We start from the raw sequence: 25,202 nt of genomic DNA on the forward strand, positions 1-25,202 counted from the left end.
AGGTTATATTGGTTAATCATTTACAAATACCACTTTTTATATCTTCCTAAAGCCTCCAGGAAGTAATAATCAGCATAAACTAAAGGTACATCAATTTCACTGTTCAAAGGAAGCGCACCTGTACTATGCAGCAATAAAAAGCCGCCGTTTTCGCCCAGTTTAGCGCGGTATACCGGAGTAGACAGAGATCTGATCATGGTTTCTGCTGAAGCTATAAATTCCGTTTTCTCTGCACCTGCCGGAGTATACTGTGCCAGCTCCAATAAAGCTGATGCAGTGATGGCTCCTGCAGAAGCATCACGCTCCGCATAAGGGATTTTTGGGGCATCAAAATCCCAGAAAGGGATTTTATCAGCAGGCAGGTTGGGATGATTCAGGATAAAATGGGCAATCCCTTTTGCCTGATCCAGGTATTTCTGATCTTTAGTATCGCGGTACATCATCGTATATCCGTACAATGCCCAGGCTTGTCCGCGTGCCCATGCAGAACAATCAGCCGCTCCCTGCCAGGTCGCTTTGCGGTTAACTTTTCCTGTCGTCAAATCATAATCTACTACATGATAAGAGCTGAAATCAGGTCTGAAATGATTCTTTAAAGCCGTATTGGCATGTTTAACGGAAATCTCTTTATATTTCGCATCCCCTCCGTTATCACTTACCCAATTCAACATTTCCAGGTTCATCATATTGTCTATGATCACCGGACATTTCCAGTATTTATTTTTATCCCACGACTGGATAGATTCAATTGCCGGACGGTAACGTTTAGCGAGTGAAGCAGCCGACTTGTCGATAATTATCTTATAAGCAGGATCTTTGGTAAGGCGGTAGGCATTCCCAAAACTGCAGAACATCATAAATCCAAGGTCATGATTACCACTGTAATGCTGGTTTGGTTCAATAACTTTTAATGCTTTTTCAGCCGTCTTTTTCACCGCTGCATCTTTAGTTTGTTCATAGATATACCATAATGAACCGCTATAAAAACCGCTGCACCACCATTTTATATCGTAGGCAACCAGTTTATTGGTTTTAGCATCATAACTCTGTGGCGTTAAGCCAGCAGGGATGTTCTTGTCCAGAACTTTATATTGTTTTACAGCAAAATTAAACTGTTCATCAATTAATTGCTTCATATTTTGTAATTGTGTCCCTGATTTCTGCGCAAAAGAGGCAGATCCCGCCAGTAAGAGTAGTCCTGCAATTAAATTGATTTTCTTCTTCATCTTATTTTTGTTTTTACTTAATCATTTATCTTTAATTATGTCCAGAGCTTAAACGATTGCTAACTGTAGCTCCCCGCTGTGCGCCAACTGGTAAAACACAATTCAATTTCTTTACCTCTTTTAATCCGGGTAATTTCAATTCAAGCTGTATAACCGTATTTTCCTGCGTTGGATCTGCCACATTGATAATCGGATTTTCCGTATGTAAACCCTGAATCAGGATCGTACAAGCCTTATCAGCCTTAACGCTGAAATCTCCAGCCGAAAACACGCCATCTTTGTAAAAAACCAATTGTAAAAGATCCAGCACCTTGTGTTCTACAACTTGTAAATCTGCCGTATTGCTTAAAATCCTGATCATGGATATATTATAACTCCGCATTGCATTTGCATCCTTTAAGCCCGGAACCACTATATATTCATAATGTCCGGCCGAAGGTTTAACCCCATGACTTAAAGAAAGCTGAAATACTTTTCCGCTTATTTCTTCTTTTGACTGAGACTGATTGATCCGGTACCAGCTCCCTTTTTGTAATTGATCACTCACAATAAAGGCACCTCCATCAGGAAGGAAATAACCAATATGGTCATGCCATACCCACCAAGGCGCAGCATTCGCTTTATCCAAAACAACGTCTCCCTTTAACCAGCTCTGATTTAATGTAGTCTTCACTTCTTCCGCAGCGTCACTTTTGATTCCAGCACCCAAACACACCACCTCTTTATCAAAAAAGAACCATGCTTTTTTAGCCTGTACACCATCAATATCCTGCGCATAAACAGACAAACCATATAAACCATTGCTCACCCCTCCAACAAAAGCAGTTGTTCCGGGAATCCCCCAATCCTGCTTAATCGTAGCTCCTTCATCATTTGAATAATCCCTGCTGGTTGTTCCCGGAACTTTATCCCATTCCCAAACAGGCATTACATTTGCATATTCATCACCACGAACCTGGATATTTGTTGCGCCATCTGCCAGAAATTTGCCCAGTATATTTTCATTATTTCCTCTTTCCGTTCTCAATGTTCTGGACGAAGCAGTCTGCACACTAAAAGTATATTCAGGACGGACGTGTAAAGTGTATCCGCTTTTCCAATACACCCTGTTACCCGGTATAATCCCATAAGAAGCAGGTACGGCTATCGCCATCCGGTTTGCCGCCGCATCCCAATAAGCCGTATTTTCCGGGTTCAAAACTTTAATCTTAGCGATCAATCCTCCAAAAACCCCTTTTAAAGAATCTCTTCTGCTGATTCCGCGGCCACGCACATTAAAATCAAAGAAACTCCCGCGGATAGTCCTGAAAAAAGTATCCTTCAGATAAGTCATCAGTATAGTCAGCTGACCGGCAGGCATGGCATAAGCAGTACCTCTCAAATAGAAAGCTGCATTCACAGAATTGCTGGCAAACACAGTCCCATAACTGCCAATTGCTTGCTGTTTTCCATGTTGAAAGTAACTGTTATCTACCTGCACCCCTTCCTTGCCATCCGTAATCGAAACAGGTTCAAACAGATATTTTGAAGCAGAATCCAGTGTAGTTTTACGCTCGGTTAAACAAGCACGGTATAAATAATGTAAAGCCTCATCCGAAGTATTTGCTCCATCACCAGTCTTTAATTTCCTGATCATCCTGGCAATTAAAGCTTGTTCCAAATTTGCTGGCAAAGGAGTTTTTCCATAGCGCATCAGGATCAGTATTTCACCAATCGTCTTCGGATAAAAGATATCATTGTACCACCAGTTTTTGTTTTTAGGATTCAGTTTAAGCCAATGCTGAAGTGACCTGACCACACCATCATAAGCCTTTGCATCACCATACACTTGATGATTTGCCCCACTATAAGCAATCGCAATCCCTTTAATCCTTTGCAAAGGATCGTAATCCGGATTCGCATAATTGATATCCGGCCAGCTGCCATCTTCTTTTAAACCAGCAAGATCAGACTGCACCTTAGCATCCGGAGAACCGCCTTGCAAATCAGCATTGATCCGCCCCATAATTGTCCTGTAAGGAACGGGAATCTCCTGAGCAATGGACAAACTTCCACTGAAACAAACCAGCAGCGCACTGCATAAACTAAACTGAACAGCAACCCTATTTATAAACCCTGACATAATCCACGTAATATTTTAAAGGTAAAATGTGTTCATCCAGCGGCCCTCCTAAAGTACCTTCCCTGCCCAATGCCAGATTTAACAGCAGATAAAAAGGCTTTTTAAAACTCTTCCCCGGATCATAAGCAGCCTTTTTATAATCAAATACAAAATACTTCAAATCATCGTAATAAAAGGAAATACCTCTCTTATCCCACTCTGCCGCATAAATATGATAGTCCTCATTGGGTGCCCCTACCACCGGTTTCTCACCCACATAATGATATTTAGCCGCGGAATCTGCATAATGAACCGTTCCATAAACCTGCGTTGAATCCTTACCTACATACTCCAGAATATCAATTTCCCCGCAGTTTGGCCATTTTACCTGCTGCCGGTTTTCACCTAACATCCAGATGGCGGGCCAGCTCCCCACACCTTTAGGAACTTTGGCCCGCACTTCTACCCTACCGTATCTAAAATGCTTTTTACCCAAAGTGATTAAACTCGCTGAAGTATATTCCGAACCTTTATAATCTTCTTTTCTGGCTTCAATCACTAAGTTTCCATTTTCCACCCTTGCATTCTCCAACCTTTTTGAAGTATAATACTGTGGTTCTTGATTCCGCACCAACCCCACTTCATAAGTCCATTTGGTACTATCAGGAAGCCCCTGTTCACTAAACTCATCCGAAAAAACAAGTTTACGTTTCTTGATTTCCTGGCTGGTTGCTGCCAGGTTTACCCCCAGCAGCAACAAGACAACTAATTGATATCCCTTCATCTAATTTATCCAGCCAGTATTTTGTTTCAAATTAGGATTCCGCTCTATTTCTACCTGTGGAACAGGCCAGTTATAAATATAATCCCCTTTAAAAGAATAAGGATAGACCGTATTTCCCCAGATCTGTTTAACTCCGTTATCGGTATAGAAAACTTTGTCTTTCCAGCTCTTCCAACGCAACTCATCAAAGTAATTAATCCCTTCATTCGGGAATTCTACCCGGCGTTCATTACGGATACGCTCTGTTAAATCACTCTGACCGCTTACATAAGTCGGCAATCCACTATTTCCCATTTGCAGTAAAGCCGCACCCGCTCTTGCTCTCACCTCATTCACTTTTGCAATCGCATCACCAGTAGCACCCAATTGATTTAATGCTTCTGCCCACATCAGCAGTACATCTGCATATCTTAAAATAGGGAAATCTGTAGGCCCATAAGACCTGTTCAACGTCTCCGAAGCACCCTCATAAACGAATTTGCGGTATAAATAGTAGAAATAACTCTGTGTATCCGTCCGTAAATCACCATTTAAAGCAGCCTCTGAACGGTATGGCCATCTCGAAGTTACCGTCGCATTGATCCCGCTATATACACCCACATAGGTAGAATAAGGAGTAATTACGTTCGCAGCTAACCTTGGATCGCGATTTGCATAAACCTGTAAAATACGTGCCTCATTACCCGAAGGCAGATAAAGACTCATTTTTGCACCCCTGGTTGTTGCCGCAGCAATTTCAGCTGCCGTCAGGTTATTCCTTAAAAAATAAACCTCCCGCTGCGCCACAGTCAAGGCTGAATAACCAGGTAACACAGCCTCCCAGTTGAACTTTGAACCATCCGCATTTTCATATAAATCAACCAGGTTTGGCGAAACATGATAAGTATTCCAGCAAGACCCAAAAGAAGACCTTGTACCACAAAAAAACTGCGTCGTAGAACCTGCATTCGCCTGCCCAATATTCTGAATAGAGAAAATCATCTCATTACTTTGCTCATTGGCTGTTTTAAATAGCGTGGTGTAATTGTTGAATAAACCATAGCCCGCATCTTTTACCTTACTAAAATCAGCGGCGGCCAGTGCCCATTTCTGTTGATATAAATAGGCCTTACCGCGCAATGCATAAGCTGCCCCTTTGGTAATATGACCATAAGAAGCATTACCCGCAGTATACCTGTCCGGAAGATTCGTCTCCGCAATACAAGCAGTCAAATCGGCAATAACCTGGGTCCAGACCTCATCTTCAGTAGAACGTCCCTTAACTGCTTCATCCGCTAAAAACGGCTCCAGGTAAATAGGTACACCCTTGTACAATTGATTTAACCTGAAATAATAATAAGCTCTTAAAAATTTAGCTTCTGCTATATATCTGCTCTTTTTCGCATCGGCGGACGGAGACTTCAGCGGAATGTTTTTAATCGCATCATTAGCACGCTGAATCCCCTCATACATATTCTTCCAGGTATCACTAAACATGGAATTACCCGTGGTAACTGTTCCTGCCATCAGTACTTCCGAACCACTGGTTTGCCCGGTAAAGCCAAAACGATCCAACTGGTAAAGTTCCAGACCAGATGCGCCAGAAGTATTAATCCCCAAACGCAAGGCATTGTAAACACCTGTAATCCCCAAATCGGTCAGGTTATCAGTCGTCCACATTTTCTCCGCATCCACCGCAGAATAAGGCGCGGTTTCCAATAAGTTTTTTTTACACCCCGATAAAACCACCAGGGTTAGTATAATTGATAAAATCTTTCTCATTTCTTTCTCCCTTAAAAAGTAACATTTAAACCTAATGTGTACTGACGCATTGTTGGATAAGCTACACCTGCATACTGTCCACCAGAAACACCAAGCTCAGGATCAAGTCCCGGGAATTTGGTGATTGTAAACAAGTTCTCTCCTGACACATATAACCTAACCCTGTTCATCCCTGCTTTTTTAGAAATATTGGATGATAGCGTATAACCCAGCTGCAAGTTTTTCAATTTCACATAAGAAGCGTTATACAAATAGAAATCACTGGCTACCCCCGAATTCTGAACATCGGTCGTGTTTTTAAGCCTTGGATAATGCGCATTGATATTATTTGCCGGATCTGACGGATTTGCTGCATTGTAATAATAGTGGTCATTGGCAACTAATGTGCTCACTGCATTACCAAGAGATACAATTGAACTGTTGTAACCAGCAGCATTCCAGTAGTATTTCATACCTGCACTACCTGCCCATAACATCGACAAATCAAAACCTTTGTAAGCAAAATTAAGTTGCAGACCGAAGTTATATTTTGGTGTTGCCGACACATTAGAGAAAGTCTGATCATAAGTATTTCCATAAATACCATCTCCGTTGTTATCCGCATAAATCAAATCTCCATAAGTAATATTAGTTTTACCAGCTGCTCCGCCTGTTGGCTGAAAAGTATAACCAGCAGACACCATACTTTGCAACCAGGCAAGATCCTGAGGTGTGCGGATCATTCCATCCTTAGGCCCTCCGTTGATGTTCAGGCTTCCGTCGGCATTTTTATAAGAACCATTTCCTTTGTAAACGTTATACAGATAGTATTGATTTGCCTGCTGTCCTTCCAGAATACGGGTTATCGTCCCATTAGATACACTGCCTAAATTTGACGAATAAACCTGGTTACCGTTCGCATCAGTTGTATAACCTTGTTGTAAAGCACCTTTATATTTCTTAACCCGGTTAAAGTTATAGGCGAAATTTCCAGACACCCCGTATTTAAATTCACCAGATTTACCATTATAACCCAAAGTCAGCTCGACACCTTTATTAGAGATTTCCGCTATATTTTTGGTGGCCGCTGTCGCTGTACCTACTGTTAATGGAATCGTTGGGACATATAAAATTCCTTCTGTAAACTTGTTGTATAAATCCACTTCAAAATTAACCGCACCTTTAAAAAGCGATCCATCCAGCCCCAGATTGGTAACCGTTGTCGTTTCCCATCTTAAATCTCCATTGGCAAACTTCGACTGGATTAACCCGTTAATCGGTAATCCATTGAAAGAATAGGGTGTAGAACCATAAACAGCTTTGTAATCATAATTTCCCAGGGAAGCATCAGCATTCATCACGTTGTTACCCGTTTTACCCCAGGATGCACGCAGCTTCAGGTTACTTACATAATCGTTCATATTTTTCATGAAAGGCTCCTGAGAAATACGCCATCCTGCAGAGAAAGCAGGAAAGAAACCCCACCTGTTACCAGGCGCAAATTTGGAAGATCCATCATAACGGAAAACACCTTCCAGTAAGTACTTACTCTGGTAAGCATAGTTTAAACGACCGAAAAAAGAACGGATCGAATAGTCATAAGCATCCCCGTTGATAGAAGTCATCGTGGTTGCAGAGCCTAAAGTGGTAATAGAGGCATCGATCAAACCTGTCTTGGTGGCATCCCAATTGTAATAATTGAAATAATTCTGGTTATAGCCCAGTAAAACACCAATATCATGTTTTTCAGCAACTGTGGTATTGTACCTTAAAACGTTATCAATTGTGGTGCTGTAATTTTTATTAAAAAAATAAGAGGTACTCAACTGGTCGGGTGTAGTGGCTGCAACTTTTAAAGTATTGGTCGCGAAGTTCCATTTTTCGAAGGTATTGCTAAAATAGTTTTTCTCTTCGAAACGCGTCTGGTAATTGAAACGGGTTTCGAAACTCAATCCTTTATAAATATCAAAGTTTGCGAATACAGTCGTGTTAAACCTCGACTCCTGATCTTTTCCGCCTGTGCTGTATAAATAAGTAGAAATGTTATTTGCGGTAGCAGACTCTTCAGCAGCTGCCGGAAATCCATATAATCCGTTATAAACCGGGTATACGCCCGGGGTGGTCTGGCGAAGGAAGTTAAAAGCATTTACTGTACTGGCCATCCCAAAATTTTGTAAAGAAGCGAAAGTCTGTGTACCTAAAGTCAGGAACTTATTGACTTTAGTCTGTAAGTTAATCCTGAGCTGAAAACGATCAGTTCCAGTATTGGCCATCGTCCCCGGATTATTTAAATAACCCGCAGAAAGCAAGTACTGCGTGTTTTCTGTTCCACCATTTAATGAAATATTATGCTGCTGAACCAGGTTATGTTCAAAAATTGCTTTTGCCCAGTCTGTATTCGGATAAGCAACCCTGTTTGGAATTCCCTGTGGGGTCAATCCTTCCGGATCAGCGTTTGCAGCTGTCCACAAAGCTTTAGTGGCATCTGTATAAACAGGAGTCTGGCCAAGGTTACGGTAGCCTTCATTCACCAGGTCCATATGGGTAATATAGTCGGTCACGAATTTCGGCATGTTAGCGGGTGTAGCGACAGAGAACATACTGGTATAATTGACACTGAGTTTATTCTTCGTCCCTTTTTTAGTAGTGATCAGAATTACACCGTTTGCAGCTAATGAGCCATAGATTGAAGCCGCCGCAGCATCCTTCAATAAAGACATACTTTCTACATCATTCGGGTTAACCGCGTCCATCGTACCTGCAATCCCATCGATAATCACCAATGGATTATTGTTGTTTAAAGTACCTGCTCCCCTGATCCGGATGGTAGCTCCGTCACTTCCCGGTTTTCCAGAACTTTGATTCACTGCTATACCTGCGCTTAAACCTGCCAGGCCAGAAGAAAGATTAGTGATCGGACGGTTCTCTAAGGATTTCGCACTGATCGTGGCAATGGAACCGATTACATTTACTTTTTTTTGTGTACCATAGCCCACGACCACGACTTCATTCAAACCTGTACTGGTTCCATGCAGGCTTACATTTAAGATCGCGTTACTGCCAGCAGCTAAACTTTGTGTCGTAAAACCAATCGCTGTAAATACAATTTCATCATTCCCGTCTGCCTGGATTTTATACTTTCCATTGGAATCTGATTGGGTAGATTTTGAGGTGCCTTTGACCTGGATAGACACTCCCGGTACAGGTAACCGCTGTTCATCAGTAACTGTCCCTGAGATTACTTTGCTTTGCGCAAATACAGCTAAAGGTGAGACCAAAGTTAATGCGCCGCATAAAAGCACAGTAAACATTAAGCTACACCTTCTTAAATTAAGGTATAATTTCTTCATAATTGATTTTTATTTGGTTAGGTTTTTCAGGAATGTTCCGGCCATTCAAGGTGGTAACATCCTATAGCAAACTTATAGGCAAAGGGGGATGCGGAGGGGGTAATTTTATAAATTTATAGGGGTAATTTTATAATAATTTAGCTTATAATTGCGTAAACAGGCCATTTGTAACCTATTTTACTGAAAAAACAAAACCATGCGCTCCAAACTAAATTACTTCCTTTTCCAGGCGTTGTTTTTTTGTTTCATCTGTAGTCAGCTCAGCGCGCAGCAGCCTATCTTATTTGACCATTTAAATATTGAAAAAGGTCTGTCTCAGAATGCGGTACTTTCTATTGCACAAGATCGGGATGGCTTTATCTGGCTGGGTACGCGGCGCGGTTTAAACCGTTATGATGGTTACCGGTTTAAAATATACCTGAACAACCCCGCAGATAGCAATTCACTGCGTAATGATTATATCAATGCTTTATATAAAGATCAAAAAGGTTCTTTATGGGTAGGAACTGATGCGGGTCTGCAAAAATATAACAGTCAAAAAGAGTCTTTTGAATTGGTACGCGATTCCGGCAGCATGAGCAATCCCGAAGGAAAAAAAGTAACCTGCATGGAAGAAGACAAATCAGGTAATTTATGGGTAGGGACAGAATATGGCCTGAAATTACTGGCGGGTAAAAACAACCGGGTTTATGCACGCTCCTTTTATGCGGTTAACGGGCAGCTTCCATCTAATAATATTAAAACTATTTACCAGGATCATCTGGGCGCGTTATGGATTGGCACTTCTAATGGTTTATGCCGCCTTACTCTTCAAAAAGGCATTTATCACTTTGAGAATTTCAAGAACAATGGACAGCAAGGAGAGATCAGCGATAATTTTATTACAAGTATCGTGGAAGACAAAGAGAAAAACCTCTGGATTGGGACACAGAACGGCGGTGTAAATCGCTATGATCGCAATGCTGGTAAATTCATTGCTTTTAAGCATACCAATGATCCAACAAGCCCGGTAAGCAACGTGATCCGTAAAATCATCACAGATCAGTCCGGAAACCTTTGGATTGGCAGTCTGGAAGGAATCAGTATTATGAACCCAAAAACATTTACCTGTGTTTCTTATCAAAATGCTTCTGAGAATAAAAAGAGTTTGAGCCAGAACTCAGTTTACAGTCTGTTTAAAGATAAAAATGAGTCCATCTGGATCGGGACATACTTTGGCGGGGTCAATATTGCTTATCCTTACATTACGCACTTTATTAGTTATCAGAAAAACAAATATGAATCCAGTATCAGTAATAATGTAGTGAGTTCGCTCGTAGAAGACAGGCAGAAAAACCTGTGGATTGGTACTGAAGGGGGCGGCCTGAATTATTTTAACCGGAAAACAGGGCAATACACAGCTTACGTGAATACTCCTTCTGTTTCCAGCTTAGGTTCAAATCTGGTTAAATCCATCTATGAAGATAAAAAAGGGGTCATTTGGGTAGGGACGCATGGCGGCGGATTAAACCGCTTCAACCCTGCTACACAATCTTTCAAACGTTTTTTATATCATCCTAAAGATCCGCTGATCGATGAAATGAATACCTTTATGGAGGATGAAAAACAGCGTTTATGGGTAGGCACGCAAAAGAACGGTATCCTTTATTCCAACCCTGAAAAGACACAATTCAAACCACTTAATCTTCCTGTAGTCAATAAAAAGCTGAAAGACAGATCCATTTATGTACTGCTCAGAGATCAACAGCAGGATACCTGGATTGGAACATCAGATGGTTTGTTCCTGTTAAACAAAGCGCAAAACCTGCTGGTTACCTTCAAAATGGGTTTACCGCAAAGTTTAAAATCCAGTAATATCAATTGTATCACCCAGCGTAAAAATGGCGAAATATGGATCGGTACTTATTACGGTGGATTGAGTTATTATGATCAGCAGCATAACCGCTTTGTAAACTATACGCAGGAAAATGGTTTACCGAATAACAATGTATTTGGCATCGTAGAAGATGATGCCGGCAATTTATGGATCAGTACGAGTAATGGCATATCTATGTTTAACCCGGTCGGGAAGACCTTTAAGAACTATAATTCGAGCGACGGTTTACCGGGAAATGAGTTTAATAAAAATGCGTATTTGAAAAGCGCAGACGGAGAATTGTTTTTTGGCGGTTACAATGGCTTTACAGGTTTTTCGACCAGTAAGATTCAAACCAATACCAAACCATCAGAAATTGTCCTGACAGATTTGAAACTGGACAATCAATCTGTTCAGGTTCATGGAAAAGACGGGTTGTTGAAGCAAAATATCTGCCTGACAGAAGAGCTTACTTTGCACCATAATCAGAACACTTTCACCTTAAATTTTGCACTGCTCAATTACGTTAAACCAGAAAAGAATAAATACAGTTACAAATTGGAGGGTTTTGAGAAAAGCTGGAACGCTGTGAATACCCCTACGGCTACTTATACCAATCTGCCACCGGGCGATTATATTTTCCAGGTCAAAGGGACAAATAATGACGGTATACAAAGTTTGAATATTAAAACACTCAGAATCAATATCCTCCCTCCTTTTTATTTAACCTGGTGGGCTTATTTATTTTATGGCTGCCTGGCAACCGGGATCATCGTTTTGCTGCTGCGTTATTTATTAATCAGGGCAGTACTTAAAAATGAAAAGGAAACCAATGCGCATAAACTGGAATTCTTCACCAATATCTCTCATGAAATAAGAACTCCCTTAACATTAATTGCAGGCCCTCTAGAAAAGATCATAGACCAGACCATCACGCAGCCAGAATTGCACCGGGAGCTTTCCTTAATTAAAAGCAATGCAGACCGCCTGATGCGCCTGACCACAGAACTGCTTGATTTCAGAAAGGCAGAAAGCGGAAAAATGGTGCTGCAGGTGAGTCCGGGTAACGTGGTTAAATTCTGTTATGAGCTATTCCTGGTTTTCCAAAACCTGGCAATCAGCCAGCAGATTACTTATAATTTTTCTGCAGCGCAACCAGAGATCCAATTATACTTTGATAAAGTACAATTAGAAAAAGTGCTGTTCAACCTGCTGTCCAATGCTTTCAAGTTTACCCCGAAAAATGGAAAAATCAGCCTTCACCTTAAAACTGAAACTGGTCTTGTTCAAATTGAAATCACAAATAGTGGAAAAGGGATTCCATTTGAAAACCAGGCAGATTTGTTTAACAGCTTTTACCAGGTAGCCCCGGCCGGAAATATCGGTACGGGTTTAGGGCTTTCCTTTTCAAAGAGCATCACGGAATTGCATCACGGAAAAATCTATTTCGAAAGTACGCCAGATGTTAAGGGGATAAATGGACATACCTGTTTTACTGTCGCACTGCCAATCGGCAAAGACCATTTTAAACCTGCAGAGCTGATTTCAGCTTATCGCTATGATGAAGATGTTGTAAATTACAATACAAGGATAGATTTTAATGGGACTCCAAATTTAAATGGACCCAACCCCAAAATTGACAGTACCCTGAATGCTGCAGCAACCAGTAAACCTGGGGGTTCACAGCTCCTTCAGCCTGTGAAAAAATACACTATTCTGTTAGCGGAAGACAATGCAGAAATCAGGAAGTTTCTCAGCGATACGCTCTCAGCGCATTACCAAATCTACGAGTGTGAAGACGGACTCGCCGGTTGGGAAACTGCACCGGATTTAATTCCTGATTTGATTATCAGCGATGTAATGATGCCCAACATGGACGGTCTTGAATTTTGCAGAAGAGTTAAAACGGATGAAAGGACGAGTCATATTCCTGTTATTCTGTTAACCGCAAGGTCGGCTTATATCCACCAGATCAACGGTCTGGAAACCGGGGCGGATGCTTATATCATGAAGCCTTTTAATATCAGGCTGCTGCAATTAACGCTGGAAAACCTGTTAAATGCAAGGGAAAAATTAAGGTTAAAATACGGGCAGACGATCACCCTTGAACCCAAAAACCTGATCATCAATACAACGGAACAGCAGTTTCTGGCGAGCCTGATCAAAATCATTGAAAAACATATCAGTGATACTGATTTTGGGGTACCTGCCCTTGCAGCAGAAATAGGCATGAGCCAGCCGGTATTGTATAAGAAAATCAGGTCGTTAACTGATCAGTCTGTCAATGACTTTATCAAATCTTTCCGGCTGAAGCAAGCGTCAAGGTTACTTAAAGCCGGAGGCTTATCTATTTCTGAAATCGCTTATAGCGTAGGCTTTAATGACCGGAAATACTTTAGCCTGGAATTCAAAAAGCAATTTGGGATCAGCCCGACTGAGTATATCCAGAATTGCTTAAACGAATAAAATCCGTTATCCTTCAAACAACTGAAGAGTAACGGATTACTGAATACCTGTTAATTGATGATTTTACAAATCATTAATAGGTCTGTATTTGGGTACTAAGATTTTCATAACTGTCCAGGCCAGAATATAAGCAACCGCACAGATGGTAAACATAATCGTATAACCAGTTTGTGTATGCCCTAAAGCCTTGTAATGGTCAAAGAGTGAACCGCCGAGCTTCGACATAAATACACCGCCTAAACCACCTGCCATTCCACCAATGCCAATCACCGAGCCTATCGCTTTTTTAGGGAACATGTCTGAAACTGTAGTAAATATATTTGCTGACCACGCCTGATGTGCTGAAGCCCCGATTCCAATCAGAATTACTGGGATCCATACACTGATATGCCCTAAAGGCTGCGCAGCCAATACCACTAAAGGAAATAATGCAATAATTAACATGGCTTTCATCCTGCCATCATAAGGGGCATATCCTTTTTTCATAAAATACATCGGGAACCATCCGCCGCCAACACTTCCAATCATTGTCATGCTATATAACACTGCTAATGGGATCATGATCGCTGTATCACCCATGCCATACTGCACCTTTAAATAAGAAGGCAGCCAGAACAAAAAGAACCACCATACCCCATCTGTCATAAACTTGCCTAAACTGAATGCCCAGGTTTGTTTGTACTTTAACAGCTTAACCCACGACACTTTCTCGGCCGCCTCAGTTGTTGGAGAAGGTACAATAGCCTGCTGATCAGGGTCACATAAAATATAATCCAGTTCAGCTTTTGATAAACGCTTTTGCTTTTCCGGTTTCTCATAAAAGATGAACCAGAAGATCAGCCATAAAAACCCTACTGCACCAATAATTAAAAATGCAGACTCCCAGCCCCAGGTATGTGCAATCCAGGGAACCGTAAGCGGCGCTAATACCGCACCCACGTTTGCCCCGGAATTAAAGATTCCTGTTGCCAGGGAACGTTCTTTTTTAGGGAAGTATTCTGCCGTAGCTTTAATCGCTGCAGGAAAATTACCCGACTCCCCGAAGCCTAAAACTGCTCTGGAAAAGATAAAACCCAAAACTGACACAGAAACCCCCGTAATCCCAATGAAACCTAACATTGTGGCCAGTCCATGACCAACCGGAATAGCTTTAGCATGCAGAATAGCCCCTAAAGACCAGACAATCAAAGCCACCGCATATCCCCATTTAGTACCCAGCCGGTCTACAATCCTGCCCGCAAAAAGCATAGAAACCGCATACACCAATTGAAAGGCCGAAGTAATATTTGCATAGTCACTGTTTGTCCAGTTAAACTCTGCCTCTAACCGGGAATGCAGCAGACTCAATACCTGGCGGTCAAGATAATTCACTGTCGTCGCAAAAAACAACAGGGCACAGACCGTCCAACGGTAATTGCTCATTCGGGCTTCTTTCATTATATTTGGTTTTGGTTGGTTTGGTTGATTTTATCGGTTGGTTTCCCCATTAGATAAAGGTTGTTTTACCTTTTCATCAAATGGCTTTCACCATTTTATCGCGTGGCTTTCACCATTTCAATAGTCTTTTTAGTACGTATAGCTAATTCATTATAATCTCTTTTCTCTAAGATCTCTTTACTGATCAGTTTGCTTCCCATCCCTACTGCACAGACCCCTGATTTAAACCATTTAGTCATATTCTCCTCTTCAATTTCTACACCGCCAGTTGGAATAAAAAGCTGTCCCGGAAAAACCTCTTTGACAGAAGACACATAAACAGGCCCCAAAACATTTGCCGGGAAAAGTTTAATAATCCCTGCATTTAACTGATGTGCGATATTAATCTCTGTTGGCGTAAAACAGCCTGGAATCCATAACAAACCTGCATCATGTGCCAGTTTACCTACTTCAGCATCCACAACCGGGCAAACAATAAAATGTGCGCCTGCTTTAATAAAATCATTGGCCTCTTCCGTGTTTTTGATCGTTCCTATTCCCAGATGAAGATCCTTCATTTCAATCCCGATCGCATCAATCAGGAAACGGAAATTAGCCAGTGCAGCAAATCCCCTGTTCGTATATTCCAATACCCGGACCCCGGATTTATACAAAGTCCTGATGATTTCTAAACTCACCTCTGCATCTTCGTAAAAAAACAAGGGCAATAAACCTTGTTCCGTTATCGCTTTTAAAGAACTCTCTCTAGTCTTCATAATTTCTTACTTTTTCTTTAACCTGGCTGGCTTCAACCGTAGTGGCATCCCCAGCTACAAACAGCTTGGAGAACGCAGCAGCCGTTGCAAACTCAATTATTTCTTCTGCCGGCTGATCCTGATAAAAACCATAAATCAAACCCGCCATATAACAGTCACCACTGCCTACCTTATTGATTATATTTTTTGCGGAATATTGCTTTGACACCAATAATTCATCCTCCGAAAACAAGGTAGAATAATACCTTACCCCTTCCTGTTCATCAAAGCGGAAAGTATTGGCAACAACTTTACACTCCGGAAACCTGGCGATCAGTTCTCTGGAGCTTGCTGCCGATTGTTCCAAATAAAGTTCTTTCTGATCTGCTTCAACTAATCCTTCAGGAACAGGGATACCCAGCATTTTTTCGGCGGCCCATAAATTCCCCATCACCACATCACAGTACTGCACTAAACCAGGTAAAATATCAATAGGTTCTTTACCATATTTCCAGAGTTTCGCCCGGTAGTTGAGATCCACCGAGATCGTGATATTCCTGGCCGATGCTTCCTTTAAAGCCTCCAGGCAAACTTCAGCCGCTGCTAAACTCACCGCAGGACAGATAGCACTGAAATGGAACCACGAAACATCTTTCAGCACGACATCCCAATTAATGGTTCCGGTTTGTAAAGTTGCAAAGGAAGAACCACTCCGGTCATAAATCACGCCCGCATTTTTAAGATCCTTACCCTGGTGCAGATAGTATAAACCTACCCGTTCCCCGGTATATTGAATCGCAGTAGTGTCAATAGCTAATCCCTTCACATAACCGACCAATTGCTCCGTTAAAGAATTATCAGGTAATGCTGTCAGATAAGCTGAAGGGATCTTCCACAAAGCCAGCGCCGTGGCGACATTTAACTCTGCACCACCAACAAAAAAAGGTAAATTATTTTCCTTTAGCCAGTTTCCTTCCACATCCGGACAAATCCGCAATAACAACTCTCCAAAGTTCAGTACCTTCCCCATTCTTTTAAACCCCTCCAAATACAGAGAAGCCACCATCCACACAAATCATAGCTCCGGTTACAAATTGAGAAGCATCACTTAATAGCCAAACTAACGCACCTTTTAATTCGTCAGGATGTCCGAAACGCTTAAACGGTGTTTGTTTAATTGCTAATCCTCCGCGGTCAGTATAACTGCCATCCGGATTGGTTAACAGCGTTCTGTTTTGCTCGGTCAGGAAAAATCCTGGAGCAATTGCATTCATCCTGATTGCCCCGCCATAACGGTTGGCCAGTTCAACTGCAAACCACTGGTTATAATAGTCAACACCAGCTTTCCCTAAATTATAGCCTAAAACTTTAGTAATAACTCTTTTAGAGTTCATAGAAGAGATATTTACGATACTCCCCTTACCACTGGCAGCAATGGATTCTCCAAAAACCTGTGTAGGAATAACTGTTCCCCATAAATTTAAGTCCATTACCTTTTTCATTCCGTCCAGGTTCATTTTAAAAATATCTTCTTCAGGCTGTAAAACACCTTCAGGCTGATTTCCACCAGCAGCGTTTACTAAGCCATCGATGCGGCCAAATTTATCCAATACTTGCGCTCTGCATTCCAGTAACTGACTTTCGTCCATGACATCGGCTACTAAAGCTATCGCCTGTCCACCAGTCTGGTTAATTGCGTCTGCACGTTCGTTAGCAATATTAGCATTTCTGCCCAGAATACCTACCGAAGCACCCGCTTCAGCTACTGCATCTACAAATGCACCGCCTAAAATCCCGGTACCTCCGGTTACGATGATAACCTTTCCTTTTAAAGAGAATGTATTTTCCATTAACGTATATCTTGAATTGCAACAGGGTCCATATCTGCATAATCAAGGTTTTCACCTCCCATGCCCCAAATAAAACTATAATTTTGTGTACCACTTCCAGAATGAATGCTCCATGGCGGAGAAACAATAGCATCGTGGTTACCCATTAAAACATGACGGGTTTCTTGCGGCTGGCCCATTAAATGGAACACCCGCTGATCCGCCGCTACATCAAAATAGAAATAAGCTTCCATCCTTCTGTCATGCGTATGTGCCGGCATTGTATTCCAGACACTACCATTGGCCAGAATCGTTAAGCCCATCACCAATTGGCTGCTTTGAATCCCATCCCGGTGAATATATTTAATGATTCTGCGTTCATTTGCGGTGTTTAAGCTACCTAATTCTGTAGAAACCGCATCTGCATGAACTAATAAAGTTACAGGATAAGCCTGATGCGCAGGTGTCGACAAGCAATAAAATACTGCCGGATTTGCTGCATCTGCACTTTTGAATTTCACTTCCTTCACCCCTTTCCCAAGGTATAAAGCATCCAGTTTATTGACTTCAAATGTTTTACCGTCCGCTTCAATTGAACCTGAACCGCCAACATTGATAATCCCTATTTCTCTTCTTTCCAGAAAATAATCGGCACGCAGGTTTGAATAATTCCCTAAGACAACGGTTTCAGCAACCGGATGTACCAGCCCGACAATCATTCTGTCGTAATGTGTATAGGCGAAATTAGCCTTATTTTCTTCTTTCAAATCAGTCAGTAAAAACCTTGATCTGATTTTCTCCGTATCATATGTTTTAAAATCATCCGGATGCACCGCATGTAACACTTTCATATCTTTCATTGTAATATTTTAATATAGTGACGGCTTTTTAAGGCCCTTTTATTCTATTTTTTCTCTGCAGGGATCAAGCTTGAAATCCAGTGAATCAAATCAGTTCCGGCTTTAAGATTATCATAGGCAGCAGGAAGTTTTTTTCCATCTACATATTCATTGTACAACCAGGGATCACCAATGATAATAACCGATCCTTTACCAAATTTTGATAAGGCAATCACGTCATAACCATCTTTATCTTTCAGCACAGATTTTGCAGGGGCGCTAATTGCTAAACTACTGAATTCTTTGATAAACAGTTGTTTCGCTGTTTTGAAGACAGGATCTCCTGCAGGCACCATAATTTTACCCATATCAAATTGATCACCAGTTACTTTTCCCTGGCTGTCCGGATTAAACTGCACACCAAATACCTTAGCCAGGGTATTGAAATGATCTAATTCAGCATTGCCGATGTCATTCCCCATCAATACCAGGATACCTCCTTTTTTCACCCACTCAGAAATCGTTTTAACATCCGCCGCCTGAACAAACTTAGGATCACTGCTTTCTTTTTCCGTATCCGGATCTACAATAATATAAACAGCAGAACTTTTTAGATTTTGTGCAGTCGGCGCTGCATAGAGTGTGGAAGTTTTAAATCCGGCTTTGTTGAATTCGGCTCCCCACAGAGAGAAACCGCCATTGGTCTGCTCATCCCATTTGTAATGCCAGGAAACGGGTTTTCCGTCTTTGTCTTTTTTAGTTTCGTTGTTGAAGTAGGAATCAAGCATTACTGTTTTCTTACTTTGTGCGTGACCGTTTAAAGTGGTAAAAACGAGAACACTGGAAACTATCCATTGTAATTTATTCATAAATATCTGGTTTATATTTCGTTTGCAACAACTAACAAGTCTACATAGTTTTAGGCGCAGAATGAAACAAAAAGCCATAAATTATTGTGCAATCGTTCCCGGCACAACCAGAAATTATTTGTAGACTTGTATGATTTACTAGCTGTGAGACGGAATCATGTTTGAGCCCTTTACTTTAAAAGATATTGCCAAGGCATTAGGCCTTTCTACCTCCACTGTTTCCAGAGCACTGCGTGATACGCACGAAATCAGTCCGGAGACTAAGAAACTGGTGCTGGACTATGCACAGAAAATCAATTATCGTCCAAACCCTATTGCGCTGAGTTTAAAGGAGCGCAGAAGTAAATCTATCGGAGTTTCTTTGAGTGAGGTAGCAAACCAGTATTTCGCCCAGGTGGTCAATGGCATTGAATCTATTGCCTATGACCGCGGTTATCACGTTATCATTACACAAACGCATGAGTTTTATGAGCGCGAAAAGGTGAACATCCAGCATTTGGCTTCCAGATCTGTTGACGGTTTACTTGTTTCTCTATCTGCTGAAACTACAGATACTTCTTATCTTCAGAATTTACATCAGCGAGGTTTACCTATGGTATTTTTTGACCGGGTAACCGATCAGATCAATACCCACCAGATCATTGCCAACAATGAGAAAGGCTCATTTGAAGCGACCGAATACCTGATTAATCAGGGTTGCAGGCGTATTGCCCATTTAACCAGTTCAGACCATTTGTCTATTAGTGTGGAACGGTTAAACGGATATAAACAGGCTTTAGCGAAGCATAACCTTCCTTTTAACGAGGCTTATATCAAGTATTGTGAACATGGAGGAATGTTTCAGCAGGAGACAGAAGTGGCGATTAAGGAATTGATGAATCTGAAGGAAAAGCCCGATGGTATTTTCGTAGCCAGTGACCGGCTGAGTATTGGTGCATTGGCGGTATTCAAGGAGTTGAAAATCAAAGTCCCGCAAGAAATGGTTATCGCCGGATTTTGTAATTCTGATGTGCTTGATCTGATGTGCCCAACGCTGACTTCGGTTCGTCAGCCGGCTTTTGAAATGGGGCAGATTGCAACTGATATGCTGCTGAATTTAATAGAAAGCAAGTATCCGGTTCATGACTTCGAAAAGAAAATACTGGATACAAGCTTATGGGTGCGCAATAGTTAATTTATTCCGTAGTCGTTAACTCATCCAGAGGCAGTTAACTTGTTCCGTGGCAGGTTAATCTACATGAAACGCACGTCTCGCGATAATTTTCCAGTCTTTTTTCTCTTTTTTCAGCACTAAAACTATACCTAAGCTGATATGAGCAGGTTTACCTCCATCATTGGTATCAGCGATTAAAACATGGCGTACAATAGCTACATTGTTCTGAACAGTAATCGATTGTTTGGTTAATTCAATCGTTTTAAAATCTGATCTTTTCGAAGTAATGTCATCTACAAAGGTTGCTTTATTCTGAATTTTCCCACCGGAGTGTCCATAGGTTAAATCAGCTGAGGTTACACTTTCCAGGTCGGCTTTGTTGCCGCTGATCATCGCTGCTCTTAATTTCTCTACGACCGCTGCAACTTCGGTTTCTTCTTTAGAAGCTGTTTCCTGAGCTTTTGCAAATACACAGGAGGTGATTAAAAGCAGGGATAAGATTATTTTTTTCATAGTTTTTATGTTGATTAGGTCTTTACCAGGTTTGATATTTTGCTGGTCAAATCAAATTGTTTACAGCACATATTGATCGGCTTAAATTAATCGTTAATATTCATTATTATTATATAAAAAACAAAAATCTATGAAAAAGTTATTTTTAGCATTCGCCTTTGCTGCCGCAGGATTAACTGCTTCAGCACAAACGGCTAACCAGGCTACACCAGTTGCAGCAGCGAAATCACAGGCTGCAGTTAAGCCGCAACCAGCAGTTAAGGTTCAAAAATCAAAGTCAACAATTCCCGCAGCACAGCGTGCAATTCCATATTCCAAAGAATTACAAACGAAGCTGGGTTTAAATGCGGATCAGTATGCGAAAATCTTAGTGGTCAATACGGAGTGTATTACCAGGAAAGATGCGTTAAAAGGTACGGATCAGAAAAAAGGTGGTGGCAGTAAAGAGATAGCCCAATATCGTCAGGAACAATATAAAACTATTCTTACACCAGATCAGTTGAGCAAGTTAAAAGCATTGAATGCACAGGGTGGTGCTAAGCCAAAGGCATAAGTAAGAGAACCGTATCGTGAAATTTCAGGATACGGTTCTAATTTCAGGATGAAATATATTAAAATACTACTTCTTTATTTTAGGGTTTTATTGGCGGCTTGCAGAGACAGTAAATCAAACGGGCTGACGGGCAAGGATACTAGTAACATTCTGATTGCGCTTTTTACCCGTGGATAGCCTCTTTGTTCCCAAAACTCTGGATCAGTTCCCCTTCAAATTCCAGCCACTCTTTCCATCGTTTATCGACATCCACATCAATCGTATATTTTCTGGCAAAGTTTAAAAACGTGGTATAATGACCAGCTTCAGAAATCATTAAATCATGATAAAACTTCGCTAACTCCTGGTCTTTAATATTCAGTGATAACACCCGGAAACGTTCACAGCTTCTGGCTTCAATCATTGCGGCAAATAACAGCCTGTCAATAAACGCATTGTTCCGGCTTCCGTCTCTGCGGCTGAATTTCACTAAACGCCCCACGTAATCATCCTTACGTTCACGGCCTAAAGTATAACCGCGTTGTTTGATAATTTCAACCACCATCTGGAAATGCTGCATTTCTTCGATAGCAATAGCTGTTAATTCTTCTACCAAATCCATATGCTCAGAATTATTAGCAATCAGCGTAATGGCATTTGTTGCTGCTTTCTGTTCACACCACGCATGATCAGTCAATATCTCTTCTAAATTTGATTCAGCAATATTTGCCCAGCGCGGGTCCGTTAATAATTTTAATCCAAGCATGAGGTTATTAATAAAATTCTTCCTGCAAAATTACAAATAATCATATTGTTTAATGGTCTGTTTAGAGAATCTGCGCTAAAAACCTTTATTTTTGCATAAATTTTAAAGGAATGACCAGAAAGAGGGTATTGATTATTGGATTGGTGTGGCCTGAACCTACTTCATCAGCAGCGGGTACAAGAATAATTCAGTTAATCAATCTATTTCTTTCTCAGGGCTATGAGGCCATATTTGCTTCTGGTGCTTCTAAAAGTGAATTTAGTTTTGACTTACCAGCCATCGGCGCAACTGAGCGGGAGATTAAATTAAATGATAGCAGCTTTAATACTTTTCTACAGGAAACCAGTCCTGACATCGTACTTTTTGACCGCTTCATGGTCGAAGAACAGTATGGCTGGCGCGTACAGCAGGAATGTCCGGATGCCATCAGAATACTTGACACAGAAGATCTGCATTGTTTACGTCATGCCCGTCAGCAGGCCATGAAAACACATAGTCCGCTGGAATTGTTTACTGATCTGGCCAAAAGAGAGATCGCCGCGATATTACGCTGTGATTTATCTTTAATGATTTCGGAACTGGAGATAGAAATCTTACAAGAGCAGTTCCGGATAGATCCTTCTTTACTTTATTATTTACCATTTTTAGAGGAAGAACTGACCGCAAAAGATATTCAGGAATGGAAACCATTTGAAGAACGTGAAGGATTTATGTTTATTGGCAATTTTCTTCACGAACCCAACTGGAATACTGTTCAAATATTAAAGACTAAAGTGTGGCCTGAGCTCAGGAAAAAACTACCACAAGCTAAACTCCATATTTATGGCGCTTATGCCTCTCAAAAAGTGATGCAATTACACAATGAAAAAGAAAAATTCTATGTTCATGGCCGTGCAAAAGATGCCCGGAAAGCAATTGCAAAACATAAAATATTACTGGCACCTATCCAGTTTGGTGCAGGTGTTAAAGGAAAATTTGTCGATGCCATGCAAGTAGGAACTCCTGCTGTGACTACTTCTATAGGTGCTGAAGCGATGAAAGGAAACCTGGAGTGGAATGGGGTGATTGCGGACGATCCTTTTCTTTTCATTAACCGGGCAGTTCAGTTATATCAGGATAAAGTCTGGTGGTTCAGGGCACAACAAAATGGGGTAAAGATTATTAATGAACGTTATGGGAAATCAACGTTTACCCAGCCATTTATTGAATTTCTTCAAATTTTGTCACCGAATTTAACGGCTCATCGCAAGCGCAATTTCTTCGGACAGATTTTACAGCACCATACCGCAAACAGCACGAAATATATGTCATTGTGGATTGAAGAAAAGAATGCGCAAAAGGTTTAAAGCAAGATTTAAGCAGTTATCCAATATGACCGGTTTCTCTTTGATAAAAGAAAGAAGCTGAACTAATTGTATTTAACTTTTTGTTAGTATTCCCCTTAATTTCTCTTCATGTTCATCGCCCCATAACCCGATAGCATGAATTAAAGGGATTAAGGTCTGACCAAACGAAGTCAAACTATATTCTACTTTCGGTGGAAGCACCGGAAAAATAACCTTTGAAATCAGCTCATGCTTTTCCAGCTCGTTTAACTGAACATTCAAAACCCGGCGTGAAGCTCCCGGAATTTTTCTTTGCAGCTGGCTTGGACGAACATATCCTTCATTGATAAAATAAAGCAATCTTATTTTCCACTTCCCATATAAGATCTCCCCTACTAAATCAAGTCCGCAATCATAGTTCTGCACTATCTTTTTCTGATACATAACACCCTATAAACACCCATAAAAACAGCATAAAAATACCTACCTGACTTACTGACAAATAAATTCAAAATAGCTAAATAATAAATCTATATCGGCCGGGTACTGCCCGGGTACTGTCCGAGTACTGGTCGGGTACTCGTTAGGGTAAGAGCAGTGCTAAAGTAACGCGAGAGCATGGCAAGTCCAAGTCAAAACAACTAGTTGAAATGACTTAGAGTTGCCATGCTTACAGCCCGTTTACAACCTGGTGTCACCCCGACCACCACTCAGGCACAACCAAACAATAACTAGTTGAAGATTAATGAAATTATAATTTTCCCTTTGACTAACCCATGGACAACTGCGGACAATTGCAGACAGCTGAGGACAATTGCGGACATTTTTTACGCATCAGGATAATCTTTAACGCGAATAGCTTACATTGATGGAAAAGCATTTATTTATTATGGGAAGTTTAACGGGTAAATTTTCAAAGGGAATCCTGGGCGGTTTCATTTTTAAAGCAGCAGTTTGGAGTACTGGTCAAACCTGAAAATGTGAAGGTAACTCTGTATAAAAACGCCCTTAATTTTGAATGGGGCGAAGATAAGACGGCATAGGTTCTCCAAACGACAGAATCATGATCCTGCTTTACAATAAAGAAGGAAGACTTTTCCTTGCCTGCTACATGGGAAGAATCGAACTTACGAAGTATTCCTGGTATTTAAAGATGTCCTGAGTGATGCTGTTTCCAAAAGTGTTTACTGCGGAAGTGTACTCACTCAGGTCATCGCTTAAAAATCTATATCAATCAGGCTGGTCAAAGGAATATGAATTCCATTTTTCAGCTGAATATATTTCTCTGTAACTGACCATACTGTCGTATTCACAGTCTTTGGGCCGAATTTTGTATTAAAAGTAATGTCTGCTTTTGATTTGAATTCATTACCTAAACGCTGAGCACCACTGAGCTTATCTTTTAATTCCTCGATGTGGTTCTGATCTGCGGCTATAATTTCACTTACGTCTATTGACTCCTTTTCGATTAATTCTCCTAACATAGTATAATGGCTAATTCTTTCCTAAATATGCATTTAATCTGTTTAAACAGCAATAACCTCCTAAAAGAGTTACAATTCTATGAGTTTTGCTGGTCGGAATGAAAATCTAATGACATAGTTTTCAGACCGATAGTAATTTTCCCTTTAAATGAAAAGAGAGGCAAAAACCTCTCTTTTCATTTTATGAACCTGTTAATCA

General features: G+C 41.0%; 19 protein-coding genes. 4 read left to right on the forward strand and 15 right to left on the reverse strand.

The genetic code is table 11. The features are described from left to right. Window positions 1-20: 20 nt before the first annotated feature. Genes LY11_RS01605 through LY11_RS01625 form a run of 5 tightly spaced genes read right to left on the reverse strand, consistent with a single transcriptional unit; the run spans window position 21 to window position 9,201 of the window. Window positions 21-1,226: a glycoside hydrolase family 88 protein gene (locus LY11_RS01605; RefSeq protein WP_170132594.1), complete on the reverse strand. Its 1,206-nt coding sequence runs from the start codon at window positions 1,224-1,226 to the stop codon at window positions 21-23. 31 nt (window positions 1,227-1,257) lie between these two features. Then, on the reverse strand, window positions 1,258-3,348 hold the full coding sequence (locus tag LY11_RS01610) for a polysaccharide lyase family 8 super-sandwich domain-containing protein (protein WP_111631976.1): 2,091 nt from the start codon (window positions 3,346-3,348) through the stop codon (window positions 1,258-1,260). Further along, window positions 3,329-4,111 (reverse strand): glycoside hydrolase family 16 protein, encoded by a 783-nt coding sequence (locus LY11_RS01615; RefSeq protein ID WP_111631977.1) that lies wholly within the window; start codon window positions 4,109-4,111, stop codon window positions 3,329-3,331. The genes LY11_RS01610 and LY11_RS01615 overlap by 20 nt, the downstream gene beginning before the upstream one ends. Then, window positions 4,112-5,872: a RagB/SusD family nutrient uptake outer membrane protein gene (locus LY11_RS01620; protein WP_111631978.1), complete on the reverse strand. Its 1,761-nt coding sequence runs from the start codon at window positions 5,870-5,872 to the stop codon at window positions 4,112-4,114. An 11-nt stretch (window positions 5,873-5,883) separates the two neighbouring features. After that, window positions 5,884-9,201, reverse strand: a complete 3,318-nt coding sequence (locus tag LY11_RS01625; RefSeq protein ID WP_245952549.1) for a SusC/RagA family TonB-linked outer membrane protein — start codon at window positions 9,199-9,201, stop codon at window positions 5,884-5,886. A gap of 196 nt (window positions 9,202-9,397) precedes the next feature. Here LY11_RS01625 and LY11_RS01630 point away from each other — a divergent pair, with 196 nt between their 5' ends. Further along, window positions 9,398-13,522 (forward strand): hybrid sensor histidine kinase/response regulator transcription factor, encoded by a 4,125-nt coding sequence (locus LY11_RS01630; protein ID WP_111631980.1) that lies wholly within the window; start codon window positions 9,398-9,400, stop codon window positions 13,520-13,522. 63 nt (window positions 13,523-13,585) lie between these two features. On the opposite strand, the gene LY11_RS01635 is transcribed toward LY11_RS01630, so the two are convergent. The 6 genes from LY11_RS01635 to LY11_RS01660 all read right to left on the reverse strand — a co-directional run bounded on the left by LY11_RS01635 (window position 13,586) and on the right by LY11_RS01660 (window position 19,230). Beyond that, window positions 13,586-14,959: an MFS transporter gene (locus tag LY11_RS01635; RefSeq protein WP_111631981.1), complete on the reverse strand. Its 1,374-nt coding sequence runs from the start codon at window positions 14,957-14,959 to the stop codon at window positions 13,586-13,588. A gap of 95 nt (window positions 14,960-15,054) precedes the next feature. Continuing rightward, entirely contained in the window at window positions 15,055-15,714 is a 660-nt protein-coding gene (locus LY11_RS01640; RefSeq protein WP_111631982.1) for a bifunctional 4-hydroxy-2-oxoglutarate aldolase/2-dehydro-3-deoxy-phosphogluconate aldolase, read from the reverse strand. Beyond that, entirely contained in the window at window positions 15,704-16,723 is a 1,020-nt protein-coding gene (locus tag LY11_RS01645; RefSeq protein WP_111632238.1) for a sugar kinase, read from the reverse strand. Before LY11_RS01645 ends, LY11_RS01640 begins: the two co-directional genes overlap by 11 nt. Window positions 16,724-16,727: 4 nt before the next feature. After that, window positions 16,728-17,543, reverse strand: a complete 816-nt coding sequence (locus LY11_RS01650; protein WP_111631983.1) for an SDR family oxidoreductase — start codon at window positions 17,541-17,543, stop codon at window positions 16,728-16,730. Continuing rightward, window positions 17,543-18,382: a 5-dehydro-4-deoxy-D-glucuronate isomerase gene (gene kduI / locus LY11_RS01655; RefSeq protein WP_317047971.1), complete on the reverse strand. Its 840-nt coding sequence runs from the start codon at window positions 18,380-18,382 to the stop codon at window positions 17,543-17,545. The genes LY11_RS01650 and kduI overlap by 1 nt, the downstream gene beginning before the upstream one ends. Window positions 18,383-18,426: 44 nt before the next feature. Next, entirely contained in the window at window positions 18,427-19,230 is an 804-nt protein-coding gene (locus LY11_RS01660) for a hypothetical protein (RefSeq protein ID WP_111631984.1), read from the reverse strand. Between the two features lie 157 nt (window positions 19,231-19,387). Between LY11_RS01660 and LY11_RS01665 the strand changes: the two genes are divergently transcribed. Continuing rightward, complete coding sequence (locus LY11_RS01665) at window positions 19,388-20,404, forward strand: LacI family DNA-binding transcriptional regulator (RefSeq protein WP_111631985.1); 1,017 nt, start codon at window positions 19,388-19,390, stop codon at window positions 20,402-20,404. Between the two features lie 54 nt (window positions 20,405-20,458). Here the strand turns inward: LY11_RS01665 and LY11_RS01670 are convergent, their stop codons facing one another. Further along, window positions 20,459-20,896, reverse strand: a complete 438-nt coding sequence (locus LY11_RS01670) for a nuclear transport factor 2 family protein (RefSeq protein ID WP_111631986.1) — start codon at window positions 20,894-20,896, stop codon at window positions 20,459-20,461. Window positions 20,897-21,026: 130 nt separating this feature from the next. Here LY11_RS01670 and LY11_RS01675 point away from each other — a divergent pair, with 130 nt between their 5' ends. Further along, a complete protein-coding gene (locus tag LY11_RS01675) occupies window positions 21,027-21,449 on the forward strand; it encodes a hypothetical protein (protein ID WP_111631987.1) in 423 nt (140 codons plus the stop codon). A 163-nt stretch (window positions 21,450-21,612) separates the two neighbouring features. Here the strand turns inward: LY11_RS01675 and miaE are convergent, their stop codons facing one another. Continuing rightward, window positions 21,613-22,194: a tRNA-(ms[2]io[6]A)-hydroxylase gene (gene miaE / locus LY11_RS01680; protein WP_111631988.1), complete on the reverse strand. Its 582-nt coding sequence runs from the start codon at window positions 22,192-22,194 to the stop codon at window positions 21,613-21,615. A 110-nt stretch (window positions 22,195-22,304) separates the two neighbouring features. Here miaE and LY11_RS01685 point away from each other — a divergent pair, with 110 nt between their 5' ends. Further along, the gene (locus tag LY11_RS01685) at window positions 22,305-23,540 is read left to right on the forward strand and encodes a glycosyltransferase (RefSeq protein ID WP_111631989.1); all 1,236 of its coding nucleotides are present in this window, start codon (window positions 22,305-22,307) and stop codon (window positions 23,538-23,540) included. Window positions 23,541-23,612: 72 nt separating this feature from the next. On the opposite strand, the gene LY11_RS01690 is transcribed toward LY11_RS01685, so the two are convergent. Continuing rightward, window positions 23,613-23,963: a winged helix-turn-helix transcriptional regulator gene (locus tag LY11_RS01690; RefSeq protein ID WP_111631990.1), complete on the reverse strand. Its 351-nt coding sequence runs from the start codon at window positions 23,961-23,963 to the stop codon at window positions 23,613-23,615. Between the two features lie 773 nt (window positions 23,964-24,736). Beyond that, on the reverse strand, window positions 24,737-25,003 hold the full coding sequence (locus tag LY11_RS01695) for a hypothetical protein (RefSeq protein ID WP_111631991.1): 267 nt from the start codon (window positions 25,001-25,003) through the stop codon (window positions 24,737-24,739). Window positions 25,004-25,202: the final 199 nt, after the last annotated feature.

The organism is Pedobacter cryoconitis, from assembly GCF_003259615.1.
Classification (GTDB): Bacteria; Bacteroidota; Bacteroidia; order Sphingobacteriales; family Sphingobacteriaceae; genus Pedobacter; species Pedobacter cryoconitis.

Excerpts from the sequence above, each read along its gene's own strand:
- LY11_RS01635 (WP_111631981.1), bottom strand. The coding sequence starts at position 14,959 with ATGAAAGAAGCCCGAATGAGCAATTACCGTTGGACGGTCTGTGCCCTG.
- LY11_RS01615 (WP_111631977.1), bottom strand. The coding sequence starts at position 4,111 with ATGAAGGGATATCAATTAGTTGTCTTGTTGCTGCTGGGGGTAAACCTG.
- kduI (WP_317047971.1), bottom strand. The coding sequence starts at position 18,382 with ATGAAAGATATGAAAGTGTTACATGCGGTGCATCCGGATGATTTTAAA.
- LY11_RS01630 (WP_111631980.1), top strand. The coding sequence starts at position 9,398 with ATGCGCTCCAAACTAAATTACTTCCTTTTCCAGGCGTTGTTTTTTTGT.
- LY11_RS01625 (WP_245952549.1), bottom strand. The coding sequence starts at position 9,201 with ATGAAGAAATTATACCTTAATTTAAGAAGGTGTAGCTTAATGTTTACT.
- LY11_RS01620 (WP_111631978.1), bottom strand. The coding sequence starts at position 5,872 with ATGAGAAAGATTTTATCAATTATACTAACCCTGGTGGTTTTATCGGGG.
- miaE (WP_111631988.1), bottom strand. The coding sequence starts at position 22,194 with ATGCTTGGATTAAAATTATTAACGGACCCGCGCTGGGCAAATATTGCT.
- LY11_RS01605 (WP_170132594.1), bottom strand. The coding sequence starts at position 1,226 with ATGAAGAAGAAAATCAATTTAATTGCAGGACTACTCTTACTGGCGGGA.
- LY11_RS01610 (WP_111631976.1), bottom strand. The coding sequence starts at position 3,348 with ATGTCAGGGTTTATAAATAGGGTTGCTGTTCAGTTTAGTTTATGCAGT.
- LY11_RS01645 (WP_111632238.1), bottom strand. The coding sequence starts at position 16,723 with ATGGGGAAGGTACTGAACTTTGGAGAGTTGTTATTGCGGATTTGTCCG.
- LY11_RS01690 (WP_111631990.1), bottom strand. The coding sequence starts at position 23,963 with ATGTATCAGAAAAAGATAGTGCAGAACTATGATTGCGGACTTGATTTA.
- LY11_RS01650 (WP_111631983.1), bottom strand. The coding sequence starts at position 17,543 with ATGGAAAATACATTCTCTTTAAAAGGAAAGGTTATCATCGTAACCGGA.
- LY11_RS01695 (WP_111631991.1), bottom strand. The coding sequence starts at position 25,003 with ATGTTAGGAGAATTAATCGAAAAGGAGTCAATAGACGTAAGTGAAATT.
- LY11_RS01665 (WP_111631985.1), top strand. The coding sequence starts at position 19,388 with ATGTTTGAGCCCTTTACTTTAAAAGATATTGCCAAGGCATTAGGCCTT.
- LY11_RS01640 (WP_111631982.1), bottom strand. The coding sequence starts at position 15,714 with ATGAAGACTAGAGAGAGTTCTTTAAAAGCGATAACGGAACAAGGTTTA.
- LY11_RS01685 (WP_111631989.1), top strand. The coding sequence starts at position 22,305 with ATGACCAGAAAGAGGGTATTGATTATTGGATTGGTGTGGCCTGAACCT.
- LY11_RS01660 (WP_111631984.1), bottom strand. The coding sequence starts at position 19,230 with ATGAATAAATTACAATGGATAGTTTCCAGTGTTCTCGTTTTTACCACT.
- LY11_RS01670 (WP_111631986.1), bottom strand. The coding sequence starts at position 20,896 with ATGAAAAAAATAATCTTATCCCTGCTTTTAATCACCTCCTGTGTATTT.
- LY11_RS01675 (WP_111631987.1), top strand. The coding sequence starts at position 21,027 with ATGAAAAAGTTATTTTTAGCATTCGCCTTTGCTGCCGCAGGATTAACT.